Here is a 17,544-nt window from a genome sequence, read left to right as displayed (position 1 = left end):
TCCATGGCCCGGACCGACCTGCAGCGCAAGGGCCAGCTGGGCGAGGATGCCGCCCTGGAGCACCTGCTGGCGCATGGCCTGGCGCTCGTCGAACGCAACTTCCTGTGCAAGGGCGGCGAGCTCGACCTGATCATGCGCGACGGCACGCACCTCGTCTTCGTCGAGGTGCGCCGGCGCCGCAGCCGCGCCTTCGGCGGCGCCGCCGCCAGCATCACGCCCGCCAAGCAGCGGCGCATGAAGATCGCCGCGCAAGTGTTCCTGCTGCGCTACCCGAAACTGCCGCCATGCCGTTTCGACGTGGTGGCGATCGACGGCGATGCCATCGACTGGCTGAAGAACGTGCTGGACTGAGCCTGGCTCGCCCGACAGGCTATCGGGCCCGTACCGAAGTGATAACCGAAGTGATAACATGATCGGCTGAGCAATCACCCGCGAGTCCCGCGCGACCATGCCCCCGTCGCCCCATCGATGAAGACACGCACCTACTTACTCCTGATGCTGGTGGCGATCATCGTGCCCGTGGCATGCCTGGCGATGTTCGGGCTGTCGATGCTGCTGCAGTCCGAACGGGAATCGCGCATCCGCGGCATCGAGGAAATGGCCAATTCCACGTCGCTGCAGATCGACAGCGAAATTGCCAGGGCCGAAGGGGCAATCCGCATCGTCGCCAATTCGCGGGAAATCAGGACCGACGATACCGAAGGCCTGTACCGGCTGCTGTCGGCAACGCGCACTTCCCCCCTGAGCTGGACGATGATCGCCGATTACTCGGGCAGCGGCGTGATCAACACCCTGGTGCCCTATGGCACGCCGCTGGCGAAAAACACGGGCAAATGGGCTGCCGATATCTACGACAGCCAGCAGACCCGGGTCGGTGGCTACTTCATCGGTGCGAGGTCGAAGCGCGGCGTGGTGTCGGTGAACGTGCCGGTTCCCAAGGCGGCCGGCAGGAAGTATGTCGTCGTCCAGATCTTCGATCCGAATTACTTCAACAAGGTGTTCCAGCGCCATACGCTCGAACCGGGCTGGATCATCGGTGTGTTCGATGCCAACGGTATCTCGATCGCACGCAACAAGGGAGCCGGGCAATTCGTCGGCAAGCCCGTGCGCCCAGGGCTGTATGAAGCCTCGCGCCGGCAACCGCGCGGCATGGTCGACAACATCACGCGCGAAGGTGTGCGTGTCTACACCGTCTTCGTCCGCTCCAGCCTCACCAACTGGACCGTGGCCATCGGCGTGCCCGTCGATGAAATCGAATCGGCCGCACGGTTGACCACCTGGTATGCGGCTGCCGCGTTGCTGGCGATTCTCGGTGTCGCGGTCAGCATCGCCGTCTTTTTCGCTCGCCGCATCGACCGGGCGCTCGAGGGAGCGACGTCGGCCGCGCAGGCGCTGGCCGAAGGAGCGGTGGTCAGCGTGGCCCCGTCCGGCCTGCAGGAGGCGGATGGGCTGCTGCACGTGCTGCACCGCACCGGCCTGGCGCTGGTGCATGAAAGCGCCGCCCGCGCCGGATTGGAGGAGGAACGCGAGCAGCTCCTGGCAATGGAGCGATCCGCACGCCGGCGCGCGGAAGCCCAGGACGAAGCCAAGGACAACTTCATTTCGATGCTGAGCCACGAGCTGCGCAACCCGCTGGCGGCGCTCACCAATGCCGTCGCCGCCGTCCGGTTGCCCGCGATGCCGGCGTCAAGCAAGGAACGGGCATGGCATATCGCCGATCGCCAGCTCGCGCACCTCACGCACATGGTGGGAGACCTGCTCGATGTGCGGCGCGTGCTGTCCGGCAAGGTGACGTTGCGGACGGCCCGCGTCAACGTGGGCGACCTCGTGAAATTCTGCTGCGATGCGAAGGTGGTGGCCAACACCAAGGACCATGAATGGATGGTTTGCGTGGAAGACGCTTATGCGGACGTCGATGCGAACCGGCTCACGCAGGTCGTCGACAACCTGCTGGCCAACGCCATCAAGTACACGCCGGAGGGCGGCAGCATCACGGTGCGGACAAGCTGCGCGAACGGAACGATCGTCATCGAAGTGGCCGATACCGGGGTCGGCATCGCGCCCGACGTGCTGCCGACCATCTTCGATTCGCTGGTGCAGGGCCCCACGACCATCGACCGCTCGCAGGGCGGCCTGGGGCTCGGCCTCTCCATCGCCCGCGGCCTCGTGCACATGCATGGCGGCACGATCACGGCCGACAGCGATGGCCCCGGCGAAGGGAGCACGTTCACCGTCACCCTGGCGCAGGCTGAACCAGGACAAGGCGCTCCGGCCGCATGATGTTCGACCGATGATCGTGCGCGCACTCGAGGTCCTGCTGCTGCTCGTGCTGGTGGCCGGGCAGCCTTTCGCTCGCGCCGCGGTCACGGCCCCCGCCATGGCGGCTCCCTTGCTGGCCGACTACACCCACACCGCCTGGACGGAACTCGACGGCGCGCCGGTGGGCGTCACGAAATTCGCGCAAGGCTCCGACGGCTGGCTGTGGATCGCCACGCCGACGGGCTTGTACCGCTACGACGGCGTGCGCTTCGAGCGCACCGGCAAGGTCCATGGCCACGCGCTCGATTCCAGCAACATCATGGCGCTGACGACCACGCCGGACGGCGCCGTGTGGATCGGCTACCGCGTCGGCGGCATCTCCGTGTTCAGGAAGGATGGCACGCACACGTACATGGAACGCGATGGCCTGCGGCCGGTCGGCGTAATGCACCTGGAAGCGGCGCCGGACGGTGCAATCTGGGCGGCGATGCGCGACGGCGTGGCCGTGCTCGCACCAGGGGGCAAGCGCTTCGATTACCTGGGGGAAGAGGTGGGCCTGCCGACCCGCGGCGTGTTCCAGGTGCTGTTTACCCGCGACGGCACCACCTGGATCGGCACGAACTCGGGCGCCTACTTCCGCAAGCCGGGCGAAACCCGCTTCACGCACGCCTGGCCGCGCAAGGCACTGGTATGGCTGTGCGAAGGACCGGACGGCACGCTGTGGGGCAACGATTTCGACCGCGGCTATCACCGGGTGCGCACCGTGCCGCCGCCCGCCGGCCAGAAGGCCAGGCCGGCATTCGCCGGCATCGGCATGCTCTTCGACCGGCGCGGAACGATGTGGGTGACCCACGCGGACAGCCTGGAGCGCAAGGTGGTCCTGCAAGAACCCGGTCAGCCGGACCAGTGGGGCCTCGGCAAGCCGGACCAGTTCCTGTCGCCCCTGAACGGCATCACCGGCGCCCTGCTGGGCGCGATCTTCCAGGACCGCGAAGGCAACCTGTGGATCGGCACGTCGCGCGGCATCGACCGGCTGCGCCCGAACCGGCTGCACACCGTGCCCGTCGCCACCCCGCTGGAATACCCCGTGCTGGTGGCCGGGCCGGCCGGCGGCATATGGGTAGGCGATTATGCCCGCGACCTGTGGCGCTACGGTCCCCGCGGGCGCACCACGCGCGAAGTGCCGGGCGCCATCACGGCCAGCTACACGGCACCGGACGGCACGCTGTGGCTGGGCGGGATGGAAGGCGTGCTGCGGCGCGATCCGGACGGCACGCTGGCATCGATCCCCTTTCCGGGTGGCGTAAAGACTTATCGCGTGCATGCCATGCAGCAGGACCGCGATGGCGCGCTGTGGGCCTCGTTCAACCTCGGCACGGGCGTGCACAAGCTCGTCGGCGGCGAGTGGGTCAAGTCGGGCGGCTTGCGAGGTATTCCCGAACTGCTCACCACGGCGATGGCCCGCGATGGCGCCGGCGCGCTGTGGATGGCGCACCTGCGCAGCCAGGTCACCGTCGTGGACGGCGGCGCGGTGCGCAGGCTCGGCCCCGGCCAGGGCCTGGACATGGGCACGGTGCTGACGCTCTATTTCGACAGCAAGGGCGGCCCCGCCGCCATGTGGGCAGGCGGGGAGGACGGCGTGGCGCTGTATCGCAACGGCCGCTTCATGGCCCTGCATGGCGAGCGCCATGAACGTTTCCGCGGCGTGTCGGGCATCGTGCGCATGCCGGAGGGCGACCTGTGGCTGCACGGTGCCGATGGCCTGTATCGCATTCCCGCCGCCGATCTGGATAAATGGCTTAATAGCGGCCAGGCCGTGGGCTTCGAGCGTTTCGACGCGCGGGACGGCATGCAGGGCCACGCGCCGCAGTTGCGGCCGGTGCCCTCGCTGCGCCGCTCGCGTGACGGCCAGCTGTGGTATGCGACCACGAGCTCGGTCGGCACCATCGGCCCGGCCGCCATCCCGCGCAATCCCCTGGTGCCGCCGGTCGAGATCAGCGGCATCGTCGCCAACGGCCAGCCTCATGCCATCGCCAGCCATGCCATCGCCAGCCATGCCGCTGCCGGCCATGCCATTGCCGGGCGCTCGCTCGGCCTGCCGCAGGGAACGCGCAGCCTGCAGGTCGACTTTACCGCCCTCTCCCTGTCGATCCCCGAACGGGTGCGCCTGCGCTACCGGCTGGTGGGGCTGGATCACGGCTGGCAGGACGCCGCAGGGCGCAGGCAGGCCAACTACACGAACCTCGCACCGGGCAGCTACCGCTTCGAAGTCATCGCCTCGAACGAGGACAATCTCTGGAACACGGAAGGCGCCGCGCTGGAGATCCGCATTCCGCCCACGTTCGTGCAAAGCATCTGGTTCAAGCTGCTGCTGGCGGCCGCGGGCCTGCTGCTGCTCTACGTGGCCTATGCATTGCGGATCCGCTACCTCACGCGGCGCATGCGGGAGCGGCTGCACGAACGCCTGGCCGAACGCACGCGCATCGCCCGCACGCTGCACGACACCCTGCTGCAAAGCATGCAGTCGCTGCTGCTCTCCTTCGACGCGCACAGCCGCTACCTGAAGGAAGGCACGCTGGAACGCACGCGCCTGGACCAGACGCTCGACCTGGCCGAACGCCTGCTCGTGGAAGGCCGGGACCAGATCATGGTGCTGCGCGAGTCGGCCACGCCGGAAGTGCTGGAACTGACGCTCGGGCAGTACGGCAGGGGCCTGGCCAGCCATGGGCCGCACGCGTTCGACATGAAGGTGACCGGCAAGCCGCGACCATTGCGCCACGACGTGCATGAAGAGCTCTATGCCATCGCGCGCGAAGCACTGTTCAATGCATCGCGCTATGCGCAGGCCACCCGGATCGAACTCGACCTGGAATATGGCGCCACGGCGTTCGTGGTGCGCATCCGCGACAATGGCCAGGGCCTGGAGGAACCCGTCGCCACGGCCGGGCACCGCCCCGGCCACTGGGGACTGGTGGGCATGCGCGAGCGCGCCGGCGTCATCGGCGCCACGCTGGACATCGACAGCAAGCCCGGTACGGGGATGGAAATCACGGTGTCGGTGCCTGCCAGGAAGGCCTATTGAAAAGATGCGGCAATCATGCCTGAACGGCACCTTTAACCTGTTTATAAGCCTCTTTTGTAAGCATTATTAACAGGCATTGCCGGCCGCGAAGGACCGCAGCACTATATAATTTCAAGACTATGACGAACCAACGCATCCTCTCGCACTTCCACGAAAGTGCCGAAACCAAGATCCAGTCCGCCACCGTGCTCGCGCAACCCATCGCGCAGGCGATCGAACTGATGTTCTCAGCCCTTTCCAACGGCAACAAGATTCTCGCCTGCGGCAACGGCGGCTCTGCAGCCGATTCCCAGCATTTCGCTGCGGAACTCGTCGGCCGCTTCGAGCGCGAGCGCTTCCCGCTGCCTGCGCTGGCACTGACCACCGACACGTCGCTGCTGACGGCGGTGGCGAACGACTACAGCTACCGCGAAATCTTCAGCAAGCAGGTGCAGGCGTTCGGCCAGGCCGGCGATATCCTGCTGGCCATTTCCACGTCCGGCAACTCGGCCAACGTGATGGCGGCGATCGAAGCGGCGCTGGAGCGCGAGATGCGCGTGGTGGCATTGACCGGCAAGGGCGGCGGCGCCATCGGCAAGATGCTGACCGACGCCGACGTGCACATCTGCGTGCCGGCCGAGCGCACGGCGCGCATCCAGGAAGTACACCTGACGTGTATCCATTGCATTTGCGACGGCATCGACGTCGCCCTGTTCGGAGGAGATGTGCATGAGTAATAATTTGCTGGCCCGTTTGCAGCGCCCCGTCGCGGTTGCCCTGCTGGGTGGCGCGTTGATGAGCAGCCTGTCGGGCTGCGTCGGCCTCGTGGTCGGCGGCGCCGTCGCCGGCACCATGGCGGCCTCGGACCGCCGCACGTTCGGCGCGCAGACCGAGGACAAGGCGATCGCCGTCAAGGCGGACGTGCGCCTGCGTAACGTGCTCGACGATACCGGCCACGTGAACGTCAATGCGTTCAACCGCAAGGTCCTGATCACCGGCGAAGTGCCGAACCAGGCGAAGAAGGATGCCGTCGAACGCGAGGTGAAGGCGATCGAGGGTGTGCACTCGGTGACCAACGAGCTGGCGATCGCCGGCCCGGCCAGCTACACGTCCCGCTCGAACGACACGCTGCTGACCACGAAGGTGAAGGCCAGCCTGGTCGACGCGAAGGATATTTCCGCCAATTCGTTCAAGGTGGTGACCGAGCGCGGCGAAGTCTACCTGATGGGCCGCGTGACGCAGTTCGAAGCCAACCGCGCGACCGAGATCGCGCGCGGCGTGAGCGGCGTGACGAAGGTGGTGCGCGTGTTCGAGTACATCTCGGAAGAGGAGTACAAGCAGTACCAGAACACGCCGGCCCCGGCGCAAGTGTCGAACTGACGCCCGGGCACGCGCCATGAGCACCTCGTCGAAAGCATGGATCAAGCCGGCCCTTGCGGCCGCCGTGATCGCGGGCGTGGGCTTCGCCGCCTGGATGTCGCTGAACAGCACGCCCACCGCGCCGCAGATCACGTTCACCGGCATCAAGGGCGAGCGCATCACCCCGGCCGACCTGCGCGGCAAGGTGGTGATGGTGAATTTCTGGGCCACGTCGTGCGCCACCTGCGTGGCGGAGATGCCGGAGATGGTCGACACGTACAACAAGTTCAAGGGCCAGGGCATGGAATTCATCGCCGTGGCCATGAAATACGACCCGCCGAACTACGTGGTGAATTTCGCCGAAACGCGGCAGCTGCCGTTCAAGGTGGCGCTCGACATCACCGGCGAAGCGGCGAAGGCATACGGCGACGTGTCGATGACGCCGACCACCTTCGTCATCGACAAGGATGGCAAGATCATCAAGCGTTATGTCGGCAAGCCGGAATTCGCGGCGCTGCACCAGTTGCTGGAAAAGGCGCTGGAGGGGTAAGTAAAAAAAGACGCCGCGGCGTCTTTTTTTTGGCCCTCGTTATCCCTCGCTCGTTATCCCTCGCTCAGCGCACCCGGCGCACCGACGAGGCCTGGTTGTTCAAGCCTTCGATCGCCGGATAGCGGCCCGGCCCGAAGACCCTGCAGCGGCCGCGGTAGTCGTCGTGCTCGCAGACTTCCCACTCGCCTTCGCGCACGACCATCGAGGCCGCGCGGTCGTTGAAATCCTTCGAGCGCAGCGACCCCACGTCGCCTCCCAGCGAGACGCGGTCGCCGCTGAAATTGCGGGAGGCATACAGCTCGACCGGCGGGCCGCGCCGGTCATCGCCCCGGCGGTCGCGCCAGTCGTCCCGGCGGTCGTTGCGGTCGCCCTGGCCGTCGCGGCCATCGCCCCGGTAGCCGTCGCGGTCGCGCCGGCGGTCCACTTCGCGTGCCGACGATGCCACGTCGTTGAAGCCGCTCAGCATCGGGTATTCGCCCCGCTCCAGCACGATGCAGCGGCCACCGAAGTCCTTGTGCTCGCACAGCTCCCAGGTACCCGACCGCACGACGACCGACGACACGCGATCGTTGAAGCCGATATGCTCGAAATTGGTGGTGGTGCCGCGCACGGTCACCTGGGGACCGCGGAACTCGGCGTGCGTATACAGCGAGATCTCGCCAGCGGCAGCGTGGCCGATCGGGATCAGGGTTGCCAGCAGGGCTGCGGCGGCGAACAGGCGTTTCATGGTTTTTCTCCATCTCGATGCGTTGGCCGGGCGCGACGCGCGCGCGGCTCGTAGAGGCATAACGCGGCGGCGGCACTGGCGGTGCACGCGGCAGCTGTAACAAATTCCTACGGCCCGCCTGCGCTTCTTCCACGCTCGGCTCATCCCATGCCGGCCGCGATCTGTCACAGGGCCGATCGCGCTGGCCGCCGCGTGTTCGATACTCGGACCTTCACCGACAAAGGTGCCTCGCCGCGCCAATACCGCGCCATGATGCCTGAAACGACACTAGCCGCAATGCTGTCCGCGCTCACTGCCCTGCCGACGGCCACGCGTGCCGAAGAACCGGCCATCGCGACGGTGACCGTAACGGCGAAAAAGGAACCCGTCACCAGGAAGCTCGACAGGACGGTGCATGACGTATCGGCCATGCCGCGAGCCGTGAACGGTACCGCGCAGGACGTGCTGCAATCGATTCCCGAAGTCTCGGTCACGGCCGACGGAAACCTTGCGGTCAAGGGCAATTCGCAGGTTACCGTCCTGGTCGACGGCAAGCCGACGGCCATGCTGTCGGGTGACGAGCGGGCGGTGGCGCTGCAGACCATGAGCGGGGCCGACATTGCGAGCGTCGAGGTCATTACCCATCCATCGGCCGCATCCGGCGCCAGCGGTGCGGTCGTCAACATCGTGTTGAAGCGCCATCGCAAGCCTGGCACCCATGCGCAGGTTCGCGGCAGCGCCACGGACCAGGGCTTGTGGAACGTGGGCATGTCGGGAGACGCGACGAGGAAGGATGTCAGCGTGCACGGCAACGTGGCCTATCGCCGCGACGGCACGCAGAAATGGCGCGGATCGGAAGTGGAATGGAACGATCCGTTCGATGGCCAGTCCGCAGGAACCGCGCAGTCGTCGGGCGTCTTCGTCCGGCGCATCGTCCGTAGTGCGGCACTGGGCATCGACTACGCCATGAGCGCCACGGACAACGTCAGCCTGTCGGCGCGGCACAACGGGCGCCGTTCGCGCCCGCTGCTCGACACGCTCAACACGACCCGCACCGACGCTGGCCAGTCCTTCTTCCACCGCATCTCGTACGGCCCCAACGAGCAGTCCGACGGCAGTGCGAGCCTGGCCTGGAGCCACCAGGGACAAGGCACGGCGCTCAAGGCGATGGTCCAGCGCAGCAGGACAAGCGGCCTGGTCGACAAGTCGTACAGGGACGTGTTCATTCAACCGGCGCAGGCCACCGCCTACAGCCGTGGCGCCACGGCATCGGCACGCCGCCTCGACCAGGCCACGCTCGACTGGAGCCGGGCCTCGCGGCACGGCCAGTGGAGCATGGGCGTGGATCTCCAGGACGAAAACAACGACCTGTCGAACTACCAGGCTGCCGTCGACCCTTCGACGGGACAGGAAGTGCTTGATCCCGGCACGACCAACGGCTATGCCGTGCAAAACACGGTGAGCGCCGCCTACGTGACGAACAAGACCAGGCGCGGCCAATGGGAAGTGCTGCTGGGCGGGCGATTCGAGCGCACGGCACTCCGGGTACGACCGGCACAAGGCAGCGTGCAGTCAAGGCATTGGCAGGGCCTGGCCCCCAGTCTTCACGTGGGCTATGCCGCGACCGGCAAGGTGGACGTGACGCTCGGTTATCGCCGCAGCCTCCAGCGGCCCGATCCGCGCGACCTCAATCCGTTCACCACCTATGTCGACGCGCAAAACCTGAACCGCGGCAATCCAAACCTCGCGCCACAGCGGCTGGCTTCATGGGAGATCGGCGCCAACGCGACGGGCAAGCACCTGAGCGGCAGCCTCGGTGCCTTCCACCGCACCAGCCGCGATACCGTGGTAGAGGCGCGCAGCGTTGCCGGCAACGTACTCGTCACGTCGAAACAGAACGGCGGGCTGGCCCGCTCGGCCGGCATGACCGGCTCGCTGGAGTGGACACCCGATGCACAGCTGCGGCTGGGCATGGACGGCGGCGTTTACAGCGTCGTGTTCCACACGCCCGACTTCCCCGGCCTAGTGCGCCAGAACGACATCGCGGGCTACGTGAACTTCAGGGCCGGCTACAGCGCCGGACAGGACGACCTGTCGCTCGATGCGCATGCCCAGTCGTCCACCATCACGCCGCTGGGCCGGCAAGGATCGACCAGCAGCGTCAACGCGACATGGAAGCGCGCCCTCACCGGCACGTGGAGCCTGACGGTCAATGCGAACGATGTGTTCGACGGCAGCAGGCGCACATACCGGACCGATGCAAGCACGTTCCGCCAGGCCGGGTTCGACCATTTCGTCGCGCGGCGGGTCTACGTGGGCTTTGTGAAGAAGCTCGAGTGACGTGGCCTACAGCCACATCGCCAGCGCCGAATACACCGTCAACGCCACCATCGCCGCGCAGAACACCTTGCGCCACAGCGGCTGCGACAGGTAGCGCCGCAGCAGCGCGCCGGCGCCGGCCCATACGGAGATGCAGGGCAGGTTGACGGCGCAGAAGATCAGGCAGTACAGCGTGATCGCGAGCGGCACCGGCATGCCTTGCGGGAGAAACGCCGAGCTGCCGGTGACCGCCATGACCCAGGCCTTGGGATTGCAGAACTGGAACGCGGCCGCCGCCATGAAGCCCATGGGCTGGCGCGCTTCTTCTGTCCGGCCGTCGAACTTCATGTCGCGCAGCTGCCAGGCGAGGTACAGCAGGTAGCCCGAGCCGGCCACCCTGAGCGCGAGCTGTGCCGCCGGCACGGCCATCACCAGGGCGCCGATGCCGGTCGCGCAGATGGCCAGCAGTATGCCGAAGCCGATCGTGATGCCCAGCATGTGCGGAATCGAGCGGCGAAAGCCGAACCAGATGCCGGAAGAGGTCAGCATGATGTTGTTCGGCCCGGGCGTGATCGAGGCCACGAAGGCGAACATCATCAATGGCAGGTAGGGGATCAGGTAGTGCACGGGACTCTCCTCGGTGAGATGCCATGCTAGTCGAAGTGGCAGGTACAGTACCGGTACACTTTTCCGGATAGCGCTATCCGTAGTGGCGGTAGTTGTACCAGTACACTTTGCACCGCGGCGCTACTTCCCGCCGCTGTTCTTTTCCCTTTCTTCGCGTTCCCTGCGCTCTCGCTCTTTTCTTCTCCCGTGTGTGTACCACTCGCGCAGGATCGGCGAGATCGCGGCCACGATGCCCGCGCAGATGATCGCTATCCCCGCGTACAGCATGTCATTTCGGGTACAGCACCATCTGCGTGCAGCGGAACAGCGCGATCGTCTTGCCGTTCGCCTTGTTGGTCACGGTGGCGTCCCACACCTGCGTGGTCTTGCCCATGTGGACGGCCTTCGCCGTGACGGCGATCGTGCCTTCGCGCACCGTGCCGAGATGGTTCGACTTCAGCTCGATGGTGGTGAAATTCTCGGCGCCTTCGGGCAGGCTCACGAAGCAGCCGTAGCCGCAGGCGGTGTCGGCCAGCGTGACGACGGTGCCCGCGTGGAGAAAGCCGTTCGGGGCCAGGTGGTGCTTCCGGATTTCGATCTCGGCGGAGAGTTCGCCCTGCGCGGCCGCCGTGAAGCGGATGTTCATGTGGTCCGGCAGCGTGCCGTTGGCGCGGCTGTTGAAACGTTCGAGTTTTTGCTGGATGTCGTCCATGGCGTGCCCCTGGTTGAATGTTGCATGATAAACCCTGGCACACGCCATGCGGGACGAGCGAGTCTTCTAAACCACAGTCCTCAATCGGCCTTGAAGTTCTGCCCCAGCGACATCGGCTTGTTCAGCAGGATCGTCTTCGGATCGCGGCAGATGATCACGAGGATCGCGATGGTGGCCAGGTACGGCAGCATCGACAGGAACTGCGAGGGCACCGCGATTCCCAGGCCCTGGCCGTGGAACTGCAGCACGGTCACGCCGCCGAACAGGTAGGCGCCGAGCACCACGTTGCGCGGCTTCCACGTGGCGAACACCACCTGCGCCAGCGAGATCCAGCCCCGGCCCGCCACCATGCCTTCCACCCACATCGGCGTGAGCGCCAGCGACATATAGGCGCCGCCCACGCCCGCCATCGCGCCGCCGAACAGCATGGCCGCATAGCGCAGCTTGACGACCGGCATGCCGATCGCGTGGGCGCTGTGCGGCGCTTCGCCCACGGCACGGATCTGCAGGCCGGTGCGCGTGCGCGCCAGCATCCAGCCCACCGCCACGACGAGCAGCAGCGACAGGTAGACGACGGGATCGAAGCGGAACAGCAGCGGCCCGATGAACGGTATGTCCGACAGTACCGGGAACGACAGCGGCGCGATCGGCGCCACCGTCTGGCCCACCAGGTCGCGGCCGAGGAAGGCGGAGAGGCCGATGCCGAACAGCGTCAGCGCCAGGCCGGTCGCCACCTGGTTCGTCTGCAGCGTCAGGACGAGGAAGCCGAACAGCAGGGACATCGCCATGCCCGCCAGCAGAGCGGCCAGCATGCCCAGGGTCAGCGAACCAGTGCTCACCGTGGCCATGAAGCCCGTCACGGCGCCGACGAGCATGATGCCTTCGAGTCCCAGGTTCAGCACCCCGGAGCGTTCGGCGACCAGTTCGCCGGACGATGCCAGCACGAGGGGCGTGGCGGCACCGGCGGTGCTGGCCAGGAATGCGATCACGTATTCGGTATTCATGCGGCGATCTCCGGCGTTGCGACAGGCGCCACGCGGGTGCGCGGCTTGAAGCGGTAATGGATGAACAGGTCGGCCGCCAGCAGGTAGAACAGCAGCAGGCCCTGGAACAGGCCGGTGATGGCCGATGGCAGTTGCAGCTCGATCTGCGCGGCCTCGCCGCCGATGTACAGCAGCGACATCAGCAGCGCCGCCAGCAGCACGCCCACCGGATGCAGCCGGCCGACATAGGCGACGATGATCGCCGCGAAGCCGTAGCCGGGCGAGACGGACGGCTGCAGCTGGCCGATCGGGCCGGCCACTTCGCCGACGCCCGCCAGGCCCGCCATCGCGCCACTGACGAGGAATGCCAGCCACACGTTGCGCGGTGCCGAAAAGCCCGCGTACAGCGCGGCCGCCGGCGACATGCCGCTGACCTGCATGCGGTAGCCGGCGAAGGTATGGCGGCAGAAGAACCACGCGCCCGCCACGCCCACCAGCGACAGGACGAACGCGCCGTTGACCCGCAGGCCTTCGACGAGCAGCGGCAGCGTGGCCGAGTCGCCGAACATCTTCGACTGGGGGAAATTGAACCCGTCCGGATCGCGCAGCGGGCCGTGCACCAGGTAGCTCAGCAGGAGGTAGGCCACGTACACGAGCATGAGGCTGACGAGGATCTCGCTGGTGTTGAAGCGCGTGCGCAGCAGCGCGGGAATCGCCGCCCACGCCATGCCGCCGAGCGCGCCGGCAACGAGCATCAGCGGCAGTACCCACGGCGCTTCCACGCCGTCGAAGTACAAGGCCACGCAGCCGGCGGCGATCGCGCCCACCGTGAGCTGGCCGTCGGCGCCGATATTGTGCACGTCCGCACGGAACCCGATGGCCAGGCCCACGCCGCACAGGATCAGCGGCGTGGCCTTCAGCAGCAGTTCGCCCACGCCATACAGCGTGGTGGCGGGCTTGATGAAGTACACGTAGAACGCGTGCAGCGGTTCCTGGCCCATGGCCATGAACAGAATCGAACCGCTGACGAGCATCGCCAGGGCGGCGATCAGCGGCGATGCGAGCATCATCGCGCGCGAGGGGGCGGGGCGGGCTTCAAGCCGGGACATGGCAGCTTCCTTCCTGGTTTGCATCGACGGCGGAGGCTGTGGAAAAGTCGCCACTCATCCACACCCCGACCTGGTTGACGGTAGCCTGGGCGGCAGGCACTGCCGGCGACAGCCGGCCCTTGGCCAGCACGGCGATGCGATCGCACATCATGAACAGTTCGTCGAGTTCCTCGGAGATGACGAGCACCGCCACGCCCTGGTCGCGCAAGTCGATGATCGCCTGCCGGATCAGCATGGCCGCGCCGATGTCGACACCCCACGTGGGCTGCGCCAGCACCATCACCTTCGGCGCCAGCGCGATCTCGCGTCCGACGATGAATTTCTGCAGGTTGCCGCCGGAAAGGCTGGAGGCGGCGGCCCCGACCCCGCCGCACTTCACCTTGAAGCGCTCGATCACGCGGCCGGCAAAGGCAGCGATCGCGCCACGCTGGATCAGGCCACTGAGCAGGCCATGGCGCAGCATGCCGGCACCGTCGGCCAGGTACCCCGTCAGCAGTGCGTTGTCGGCCAGCGACATGCCCGGCACGGCGCCACGCCCCAGCCGCTCCTCCGGCACGAAGCCGAGGCCGAGCCGGCGCCGCGCGGCCGCGTTCATGCGGCCGGCGTCGATGCCGAGCAGGCGGATGCCTTGCGGATGGCGCAGCGGCGCTTCGCCGGAGATCGCCTTCATCAGTTCCTGCTGGCCGTTGCCGGACACGCCGGCCAGCCCGACGATCTCGCCGGCATGGAGGTCCAGCGTGATGTCCTGCAGGTCGGTGCCGAACGGATCGGGGCTGGGCAGCGACAGCCGGTCCAGCGCCAGCCGCACTTCGCCCGGGTCGCGGGGCGCCAGCGTGCACGTGGGCAGGTCGCCGCCGATCATCAATTCGGCCAGCTCGTGCGCCGTCTGCGTGCGCGGCGTGGCCGTGCCGGACACGCGCCCGGCGCGCAGCACGGTGGCCTTGTCGCACAGCGCCTGGATCTCGTCGAGCTTGTGGCTGATGTAGAGGATGCTGACACCTTCCGCCGCCAGCTGGCGCAGCGAGACGAACAGCTTCTGCACCGCGTCCGGCGTGAGCACCGACGTGGGTTCATCCATGATCAGCAGGCGTGGCGATTGCAGCAGGCAGCGCACGATCTCCACGCGCTGGCGCTCGCCGACGGACATGCTGTGCACGCGGCGCTCCGGATCGAGCGGCAGGCCATAGCGTGCCGAGACCTCGCGGATGCGCGGCGCCAGCTTCGCCGGCGTGATCCTCTCGTCCAGCGCCAGCGCGATGTTCTCGGCCACGGTCAGCGTTTCGAACAGCGCGAAATGCTGGAACACCATGCCCACGCCAAGGCGGCGCGCGGCGGCTGGCGAAGGGATCGTGACCTGCCTGCCTTCCCACAGGATCTCGCCGGCATCGGGCTGCGTCACGCCGTAGATCATCTTCATCAGCGTGCTCTTGCCCGCGCCGTTCTCGCCCAGCACGGCGTGGATTTCGCCGGGCATGACGACAAGGTCGACACGATCGTTGGCAACGACGGACGGGTAGATCTTCGAGATGCCGAGAAGCCGCAGCCTCGGCTCGACGCGCGGTCCTGCGTGCGGTTCGACTTCATGCCGCCCGGGAGGCGGTTCGAAGGGTAGGGTCATCTGCGGCTCCATCGTGGGTAACGAGAAAACCTCTGCAAGTCTCATGCCATCACCTTGCAGGCGACCACACTCGCATGCCACCACACTGCATGCCACCTGTCGGGCTGGCACAGCAATGTATGCGCCATTTTGTATACAAATCGCACCACAATATGTGCACTATCTCCCCATTGAAGTGCATCCGGCATGACCGTGTCCCATTCACCGCCGAGCACGATTCCTGCTTTCCCACCACGATCGTGCGCGGAGAGATTGCGCCCGAATCCAGCCAGAAGCGGAGACTGTCGATGACGAAGCACACCCCGGCGGAGGGCCCACCAGGCCGCCGCATGCCCGCGGCCGAACCGGCGGCGGCAAGCAAGCGCGTAAACAAAGCAGCAGATCGGCCAGCGAATACGCCAGCAAATAAGCCGGTAAACAAGCCAGTAAATAAGCCAATAAGCAAGCCGGTAAATAAGCCGGTAGATAAGGTGGCAGACAAGCCGGTGAGCAGGAAGCGCGGCGAGGCCGCGGTCGATGTGCGTATTTACAACGCCGTCGTGAACGCCGTGATGAGCCACAAGCTGCCGCCCGGTACCCGGCTGGGCGAAGCGGAATTCTGCGAGCTGTATGGCGTGAGCCGCACCACGGTGCGCAAGGCGCTGCAGCGGCTGGCGCACGACCACATCGTGGTGCTGCGGCCGAACCGGGGCGCCGTGGTGGCATCGCCATCGCCGCAGGAAGCACGCGACGTCTTCGCCGTGCGCCGCGCGCTGGAGCGCGAGATCGTGCCTCTCGTGATCCGGCACGTCACGCCCGCCTCGATTGCCCGTATCCGCGCCGCACTGGATGCGGAAGAACAGGCGCGCCGCGGCGGCGACCGTGCGGCCTGGATCCGCCTGGGCGGCGAATTTCACCTGCTGCTGGCGGAACTGGCCAACAACGCCGTGCTGCGGCGCTTCATGGTGGAACTGGTGTCGCGCTCGTCGCTGATCATCGCCGTGTATGAAAACCCCGGCACGCCGATGTGCGGCAACCACGAGCACCACGACCTGATGGCCCTGATCGAAAAAGGCGATGTGACCGGCGCCACCGCGCTGATCGAACATCACCTGGAGGAAATCGAGGCGCGGCTGCATTTGGACACGCCGGAGCGAAAGTTGAGTCTCGCCGAGGCACTATTCGGCCCCTAGAAAATTGTATACAAAACGCCCCAAAGTTGTGTGCATAATGCACCGGCAATGCACATCGGCATCGTTTGGACGTTCCGTCCTGGTGCGGAATTTCAAAGCGAAGGACACGCCGTCATAGGAGACAGCGGGGTGGCCCGGTACTTGCTAAGGTACTGTCGACGTTGCATGCAATCTTTCGGCACATTGGATGCAATCCGTTACACAACACTTACAAGGACTACGCATGAACACCATTCGTCTTGCTGCTTCGTTCGCTCTCGCCGCCACCTTCGCCAGCGCCGCCCACGCGGCCGACTGGAGCGACACTTCGCTGAGCTACCGCTACGGTACGAAATTCTCGGAGCCCTACAACGGCGCCGACATCACGAAGCACGTGGTGAACTTCAGCCACGCCAGCGGCTACAAGTACGGCAGCAATTTCTTCAGTGTCGATTACCTGATGTCGGACGAGAACGACCCGTCCGCCGTGGGCTCCCGGTCGGGTGCCCACGAAGCGTATGCGCTGTACCGCCACACGTTCGACCTGGGCAAGATCACCGGCAAGAACCTGGCCTTCGGCCCGTTCCGCGGCGTGGGCATCGTGGCCGGCTTCGACATCAACAGCAAGACCGATGCGGGCTACAACTCGAAGAAGCGCATGCTGGTCCTGGGCCCCACGTTCATGTTCGACGTGCCCGGTTTCTGGGACGTGAGCCTGGTGGCGTTGCATGAATCCAACGCACCGTACAACGGCTTCACCCAAACGGCGACGGACCGCTACCGCTACGACACGCACGCCGCGCTGTTCAGTTCCTGGAGCATTCCCATCCCGAACGTGCCGCTGGCGTTCGAGGGTTATGCGAACTACATCGGCACCAAGGGCCTGAACGAGTATGGCGCTCCGACGGCCGTGGAAATCAACGTCGACATGAAGCTGATGTACGACGTGAGCCCGCTGGTCGGCGCGAACAAGAACACGTTCAAGGTCGGCGTGGCCTACCAATACTGGAAGAACAAGTTCGGCAATCCGTCGAAGACCGTCCCAGGCGCCACCGCACGAACCCCGATGGTGCGTGCCGAATACCATTTCTGACCAACCTGTAGAGGAACA

At 66.2% G+C, this 17,544-nt stretch carries 15 protein-coding genes; 9 read left to right on the top strand and 6 right to left on the bottom strand.

What is annotated here, in order from left to right; translation table 11 throughout:
- The first annotated feature begins 3 nt into the window (after positions 1-3).
- From ACY65G_RS18850 to ACY65G_RS18825, 6 genes are all read left to right on the top strand, one after another.
- On the top strand, positions 4-351 hold the full coding sequence (locus tag ACY65G_RS18850; RefSeq protein ID WP_464998835.1) for a YraN family protein: 348 nt from the start codon (positions 4-6) through the stop codon (positions 349-351).
- Positions 352-468: 117 nt separating this feature from the next.
- Positions 469-2,280: a sensor histidine kinase gene (locus ACY65G_RS18845; RefSeq protein WP_464998834.1), complete on the top strand. Its 1,812-nt coding sequence runs from the start codon at positions 469-471 to the stop codon at positions 2,278-2,280.
- A 10-nt stretch (positions 2,281-2,290) separates the two neighbouring features.
- Complete coding sequence (locus tag ACY65G_RS18840) at positions 2,291-5,341, top strand: sensor histidine kinase (RefSeq protein ID WP_464998833.1); 3,051 nt, start codon at positions 2,291-2,293, stop codon at positions 5,339-5,341.
- Between the two features lie 119 nt (positions 5,342-5,460).
- Positions 5,461-6,057 (top strand): phosphoheptose isomerase, encoded by a 597-nt coding sequence (locus tag ACY65G_RS18835; RefSeq protein ID WP_130187004.1) that lies wholly within the window; start codon positions 5,461-5,463, stop codon positions 6,055-6,057.
- On the top strand, positions 6,050-6,700 hold the full coding sequence (locus ACY65G_RS18830; RefSeq protein ID WP_464998832.1) for a BON domain-containing protein: 651 nt from the start codon (positions 6,050-6,052) through the stop codon (positions 6,698-6,700). The genes ACY65G_RS18835 and ACY65G_RS18830 overlap by 8 nt, the downstream gene beginning before the upstream one ends.
- Positions 6,701-6,716: 16 nt before the next feature.
- A complete protein-coding gene (locus ACY65G_RS18825) occupies positions 6,717-7,229 on the top strand; it encodes a peroxiredoxin family protein (protein ID WP_464998831.1) in 513 nt (170 codons plus the stop codon).
- A 64-nt stretch (positions 7,230-7,293) separates the two neighbouring features.
- Here ACY65G_RS18825 and ACY65G_RS18820 read toward each other — a convergent pair whose 3' ends face one another.
- Positions 7,294-7,956, bottom strand: a complete 663-nt coding sequence (locus ACY65G_RS18820; RefSeq protein ID WP_464998830.1) for a beta/gamma crystallin-related protein — start codon at positions 7,954-7,956, stop codon at positions 7,294-7,296.
- A 276-nt stretch (positions 7,957-8,232) separates the two neighbouring features.
- Here ACY65G_RS18820 and ACY65G_RS18815 point away from each other — a divergent pair, with 276 nt between their 5' ends.
- A complete protein-coding gene (locus ACY65G_RS18815; protein WP_464998829.1) occupies positions 8,233-10,275 on the top strand; it encodes a TonB-dependent receptor in 2,043 nt (680 codons plus the stop codon).
- Positions 10,276-10,281: 6 nt separating this feature from the next.
- On the opposite strand, the gene ACY65G_RS18810 is transcribed toward ACY65G_RS18815, so the two are convergent.
- The 5 genes from ACY65G_RS18810 to ACY65G_RS18790 all read right to left on the bottom strand — a co-directional run bounded on the left by ACY65G_RS18810 (position 10,282) and on the right by ACY65G_RS18790 (position 15,282).
- Positions 10,282-10,851 carry a LysE family translocator gene (locus ACY65G_RS18810; RefSeq protein WP_464998995.1) on the bottom strand — a complete coding sequence of 190 codons (570 nt, stop codon included), beginning with the start codon at positions 10,849-10,851 and terminating at the stop codon, positions 10,282-10,284.
- A gap of 298 nt (positions 10,852-11,149) precedes the next feature.
- Entirely contained in the window at positions 11,150-11,572 is a 423-nt protein-coding gene (locus tag ACY65G_RS18805) for a PaaI family thioesterase (RefSeq protein WP_464998828.1), read from the bottom strand.
- A gap of 80 nt (positions 11,573-11,652) precedes the next feature.
- Complete coding sequence (locus ACY65G_RS18800) at positions 11,653-12,576, bottom strand: ABC transporter permease (protein ID WP_464998827.1); 924 nt, start codon at positions 12,574-12,576, stop codon at positions 11,653-11,655.
- Positions 12,573-13,664: an ABC transporter permease gene (locus ACY65G_RS18795; protein ID WP_464998826.1), complete on the bottom strand. Its 1,092-nt coding sequence runs from the start codon at positions 13,662-13,664 to the stop codon at positions 12,573-12,575. The genes ACY65G_RS18800 and ACY65G_RS18795 overlap by 4 nt, the downstream gene beginning before the upstream one ends.
- Positions 13,651-15,282, bottom strand: a complete 1,632-nt coding sequence (locus tag ACY65G_RS18790) for an ABC transporter ATP-binding protein (protein WP_464998825.1) — start codon at positions 15,280-15,282, stop codon at positions 13,651-13,653. Before ACY65G_RS18790 ends, ACY65G_RS18795 begins: the two co-directional genes overlap by 14 nt.
- A gap of 470 nt (positions 15,283-15,752) precedes the next feature.
- Between ACY65G_RS18790 and ACY65G_RS18785 the strand changes: the two genes are divergently transcribed.
- Positions 15,753-16,454, top strand: coding sequence for a GntR family transcriptional regulator (locus tag ACY65G_RS18785; protein WP_464998824.1), 702 nt, complete (start codon positions 15,753-15,755; stop codon positions 16,452-16,454).
- Positions 16,455-16,677: 223 nt separating this feature from the next.
- Complete coding sequence (locus ACY65G_RS18780; RefSeq protein ID WP_464998823.1) at positions 16,678-17,526, top strand: outer envelope protein; 849 nt, start codon at positions 16,678-16,680, stop codon at positions 17,524-17,526.
- Positions 17,527-17,544: the final 18 nt, after the last annotated feature.

The sequence above is a fragment of the Pseudoduganella sp. jia 12 genome (assembly GCF_055502675.1).
The sequence above is the reverse complement of the archived record's forward strand: the minus strand, read 5'-3'. Positions and strand labels throughout refer to the sequence as shown.

Excerpts from the sequence above, each read along its gene's own strand:
- ACY65G_RS18850 (WP_464998835.1), top strand. The coding sequence starts at position 4 with ATGGCCCGGACCGACCTGCAGCGCAAGGGCCAGCTGGGCGAGGATGCC.
- ACY65G_RS18845 (WP_464998834.1), top strand. The coding sequence starts at position 469 with ATGAAGACACGCACCTACTTACTCCTGATGCTGGTGGCGATCATCGTG.
- ACY65G_RS18840 (WP_464998833.1), top strand. The coding sequence starts at position 2,291 with ATGATCGTGCGCGCACTCGAGGTCCTGCTGCTGCTCGTGCTGGTGGCC.
- ACY65G_RS18835 (WP_130187004.1), top strand. The coding sequence starts at position 5,461 with ATGACGAACCAACGCATCCTCTCGCACTTCCACGAAAGTGCCGAAACC.
- ACY65G_RS18830 (WP_464998832.1), top strand. The coding sequence starts at position 6,050 with ATGAGTAATAATTTGCTGGCCCGTTTGCAGCGCCCCGTCGCGGTTGCC.
- ACY65G_RS18825 (WP_464998831.1), top strand. The coding sequence starts at position 6,717 with ATGAGCACCTCGTCGAAAGCATGGATCAAGCCGGCCCTTGCGGCCGCC.
- ACY65G_RS18820 (WP_464998830.1), bottom strand. The coding sequence starts at position 7,956 with ATGAAACGCCTGTTCGCCGCCGCAGCCCTGCTGGCAACCCTGATCCCG.
- ACY65G_RS18815 (WP_464998829.1), top strand. The coding sequence starts at position 8,233 with ATGCTGTCCGCGCTCACTGCCCTGCCGACGGCCACGCGTGCCGAAGAA.
- ACY65G_RS18810 (WP_464998995.1), bottom strand. The coding sequence starts at position 10,851 with ATGATGTTCGCCTTCGTGGCCTCGATCACGCCCGGGCCGAACAACATC.
- ACY65G_RS18805 (WP_464998828.1), bottom strand. The coding sequence starts at position 11,572 with ATGGACGACATCCAGCAAAAACTCGAACGTTTCAACAGCCGCGCCAAC.
- ACY65G_RS18800 (WP_464998827.1), bottom strand. The coding sequence starts at position 12,576 with ATGAATACCGAATACGTGATCGCATTCCTGGCCAGCACCGCCGGTGCC.
- ACY65G_RS18795 (WP_464998826.1), bottom strand. The coding sequence starts at position 13,664 with ATGTCCCGGCTTGAAGCCCGCCCCGCCCCCTCGCGCGCGATGATGCTC.
- ACY65G_RS18790 (WP_464998825.1), bottom strand. The coding sequence starts at position 15,282 with ATGACCCTACCCTTCGAACCGCCTCCCGGGCGGCATGAAGTCGAACCG.
- ACY65G_RS18780 (WP_464998823.1), top strand. The coding sequence starts at position 16,678 with ATGAACACCATTCGTCTTGCTGCTTCGTTCGCTCTCGCCGCCACCTTC.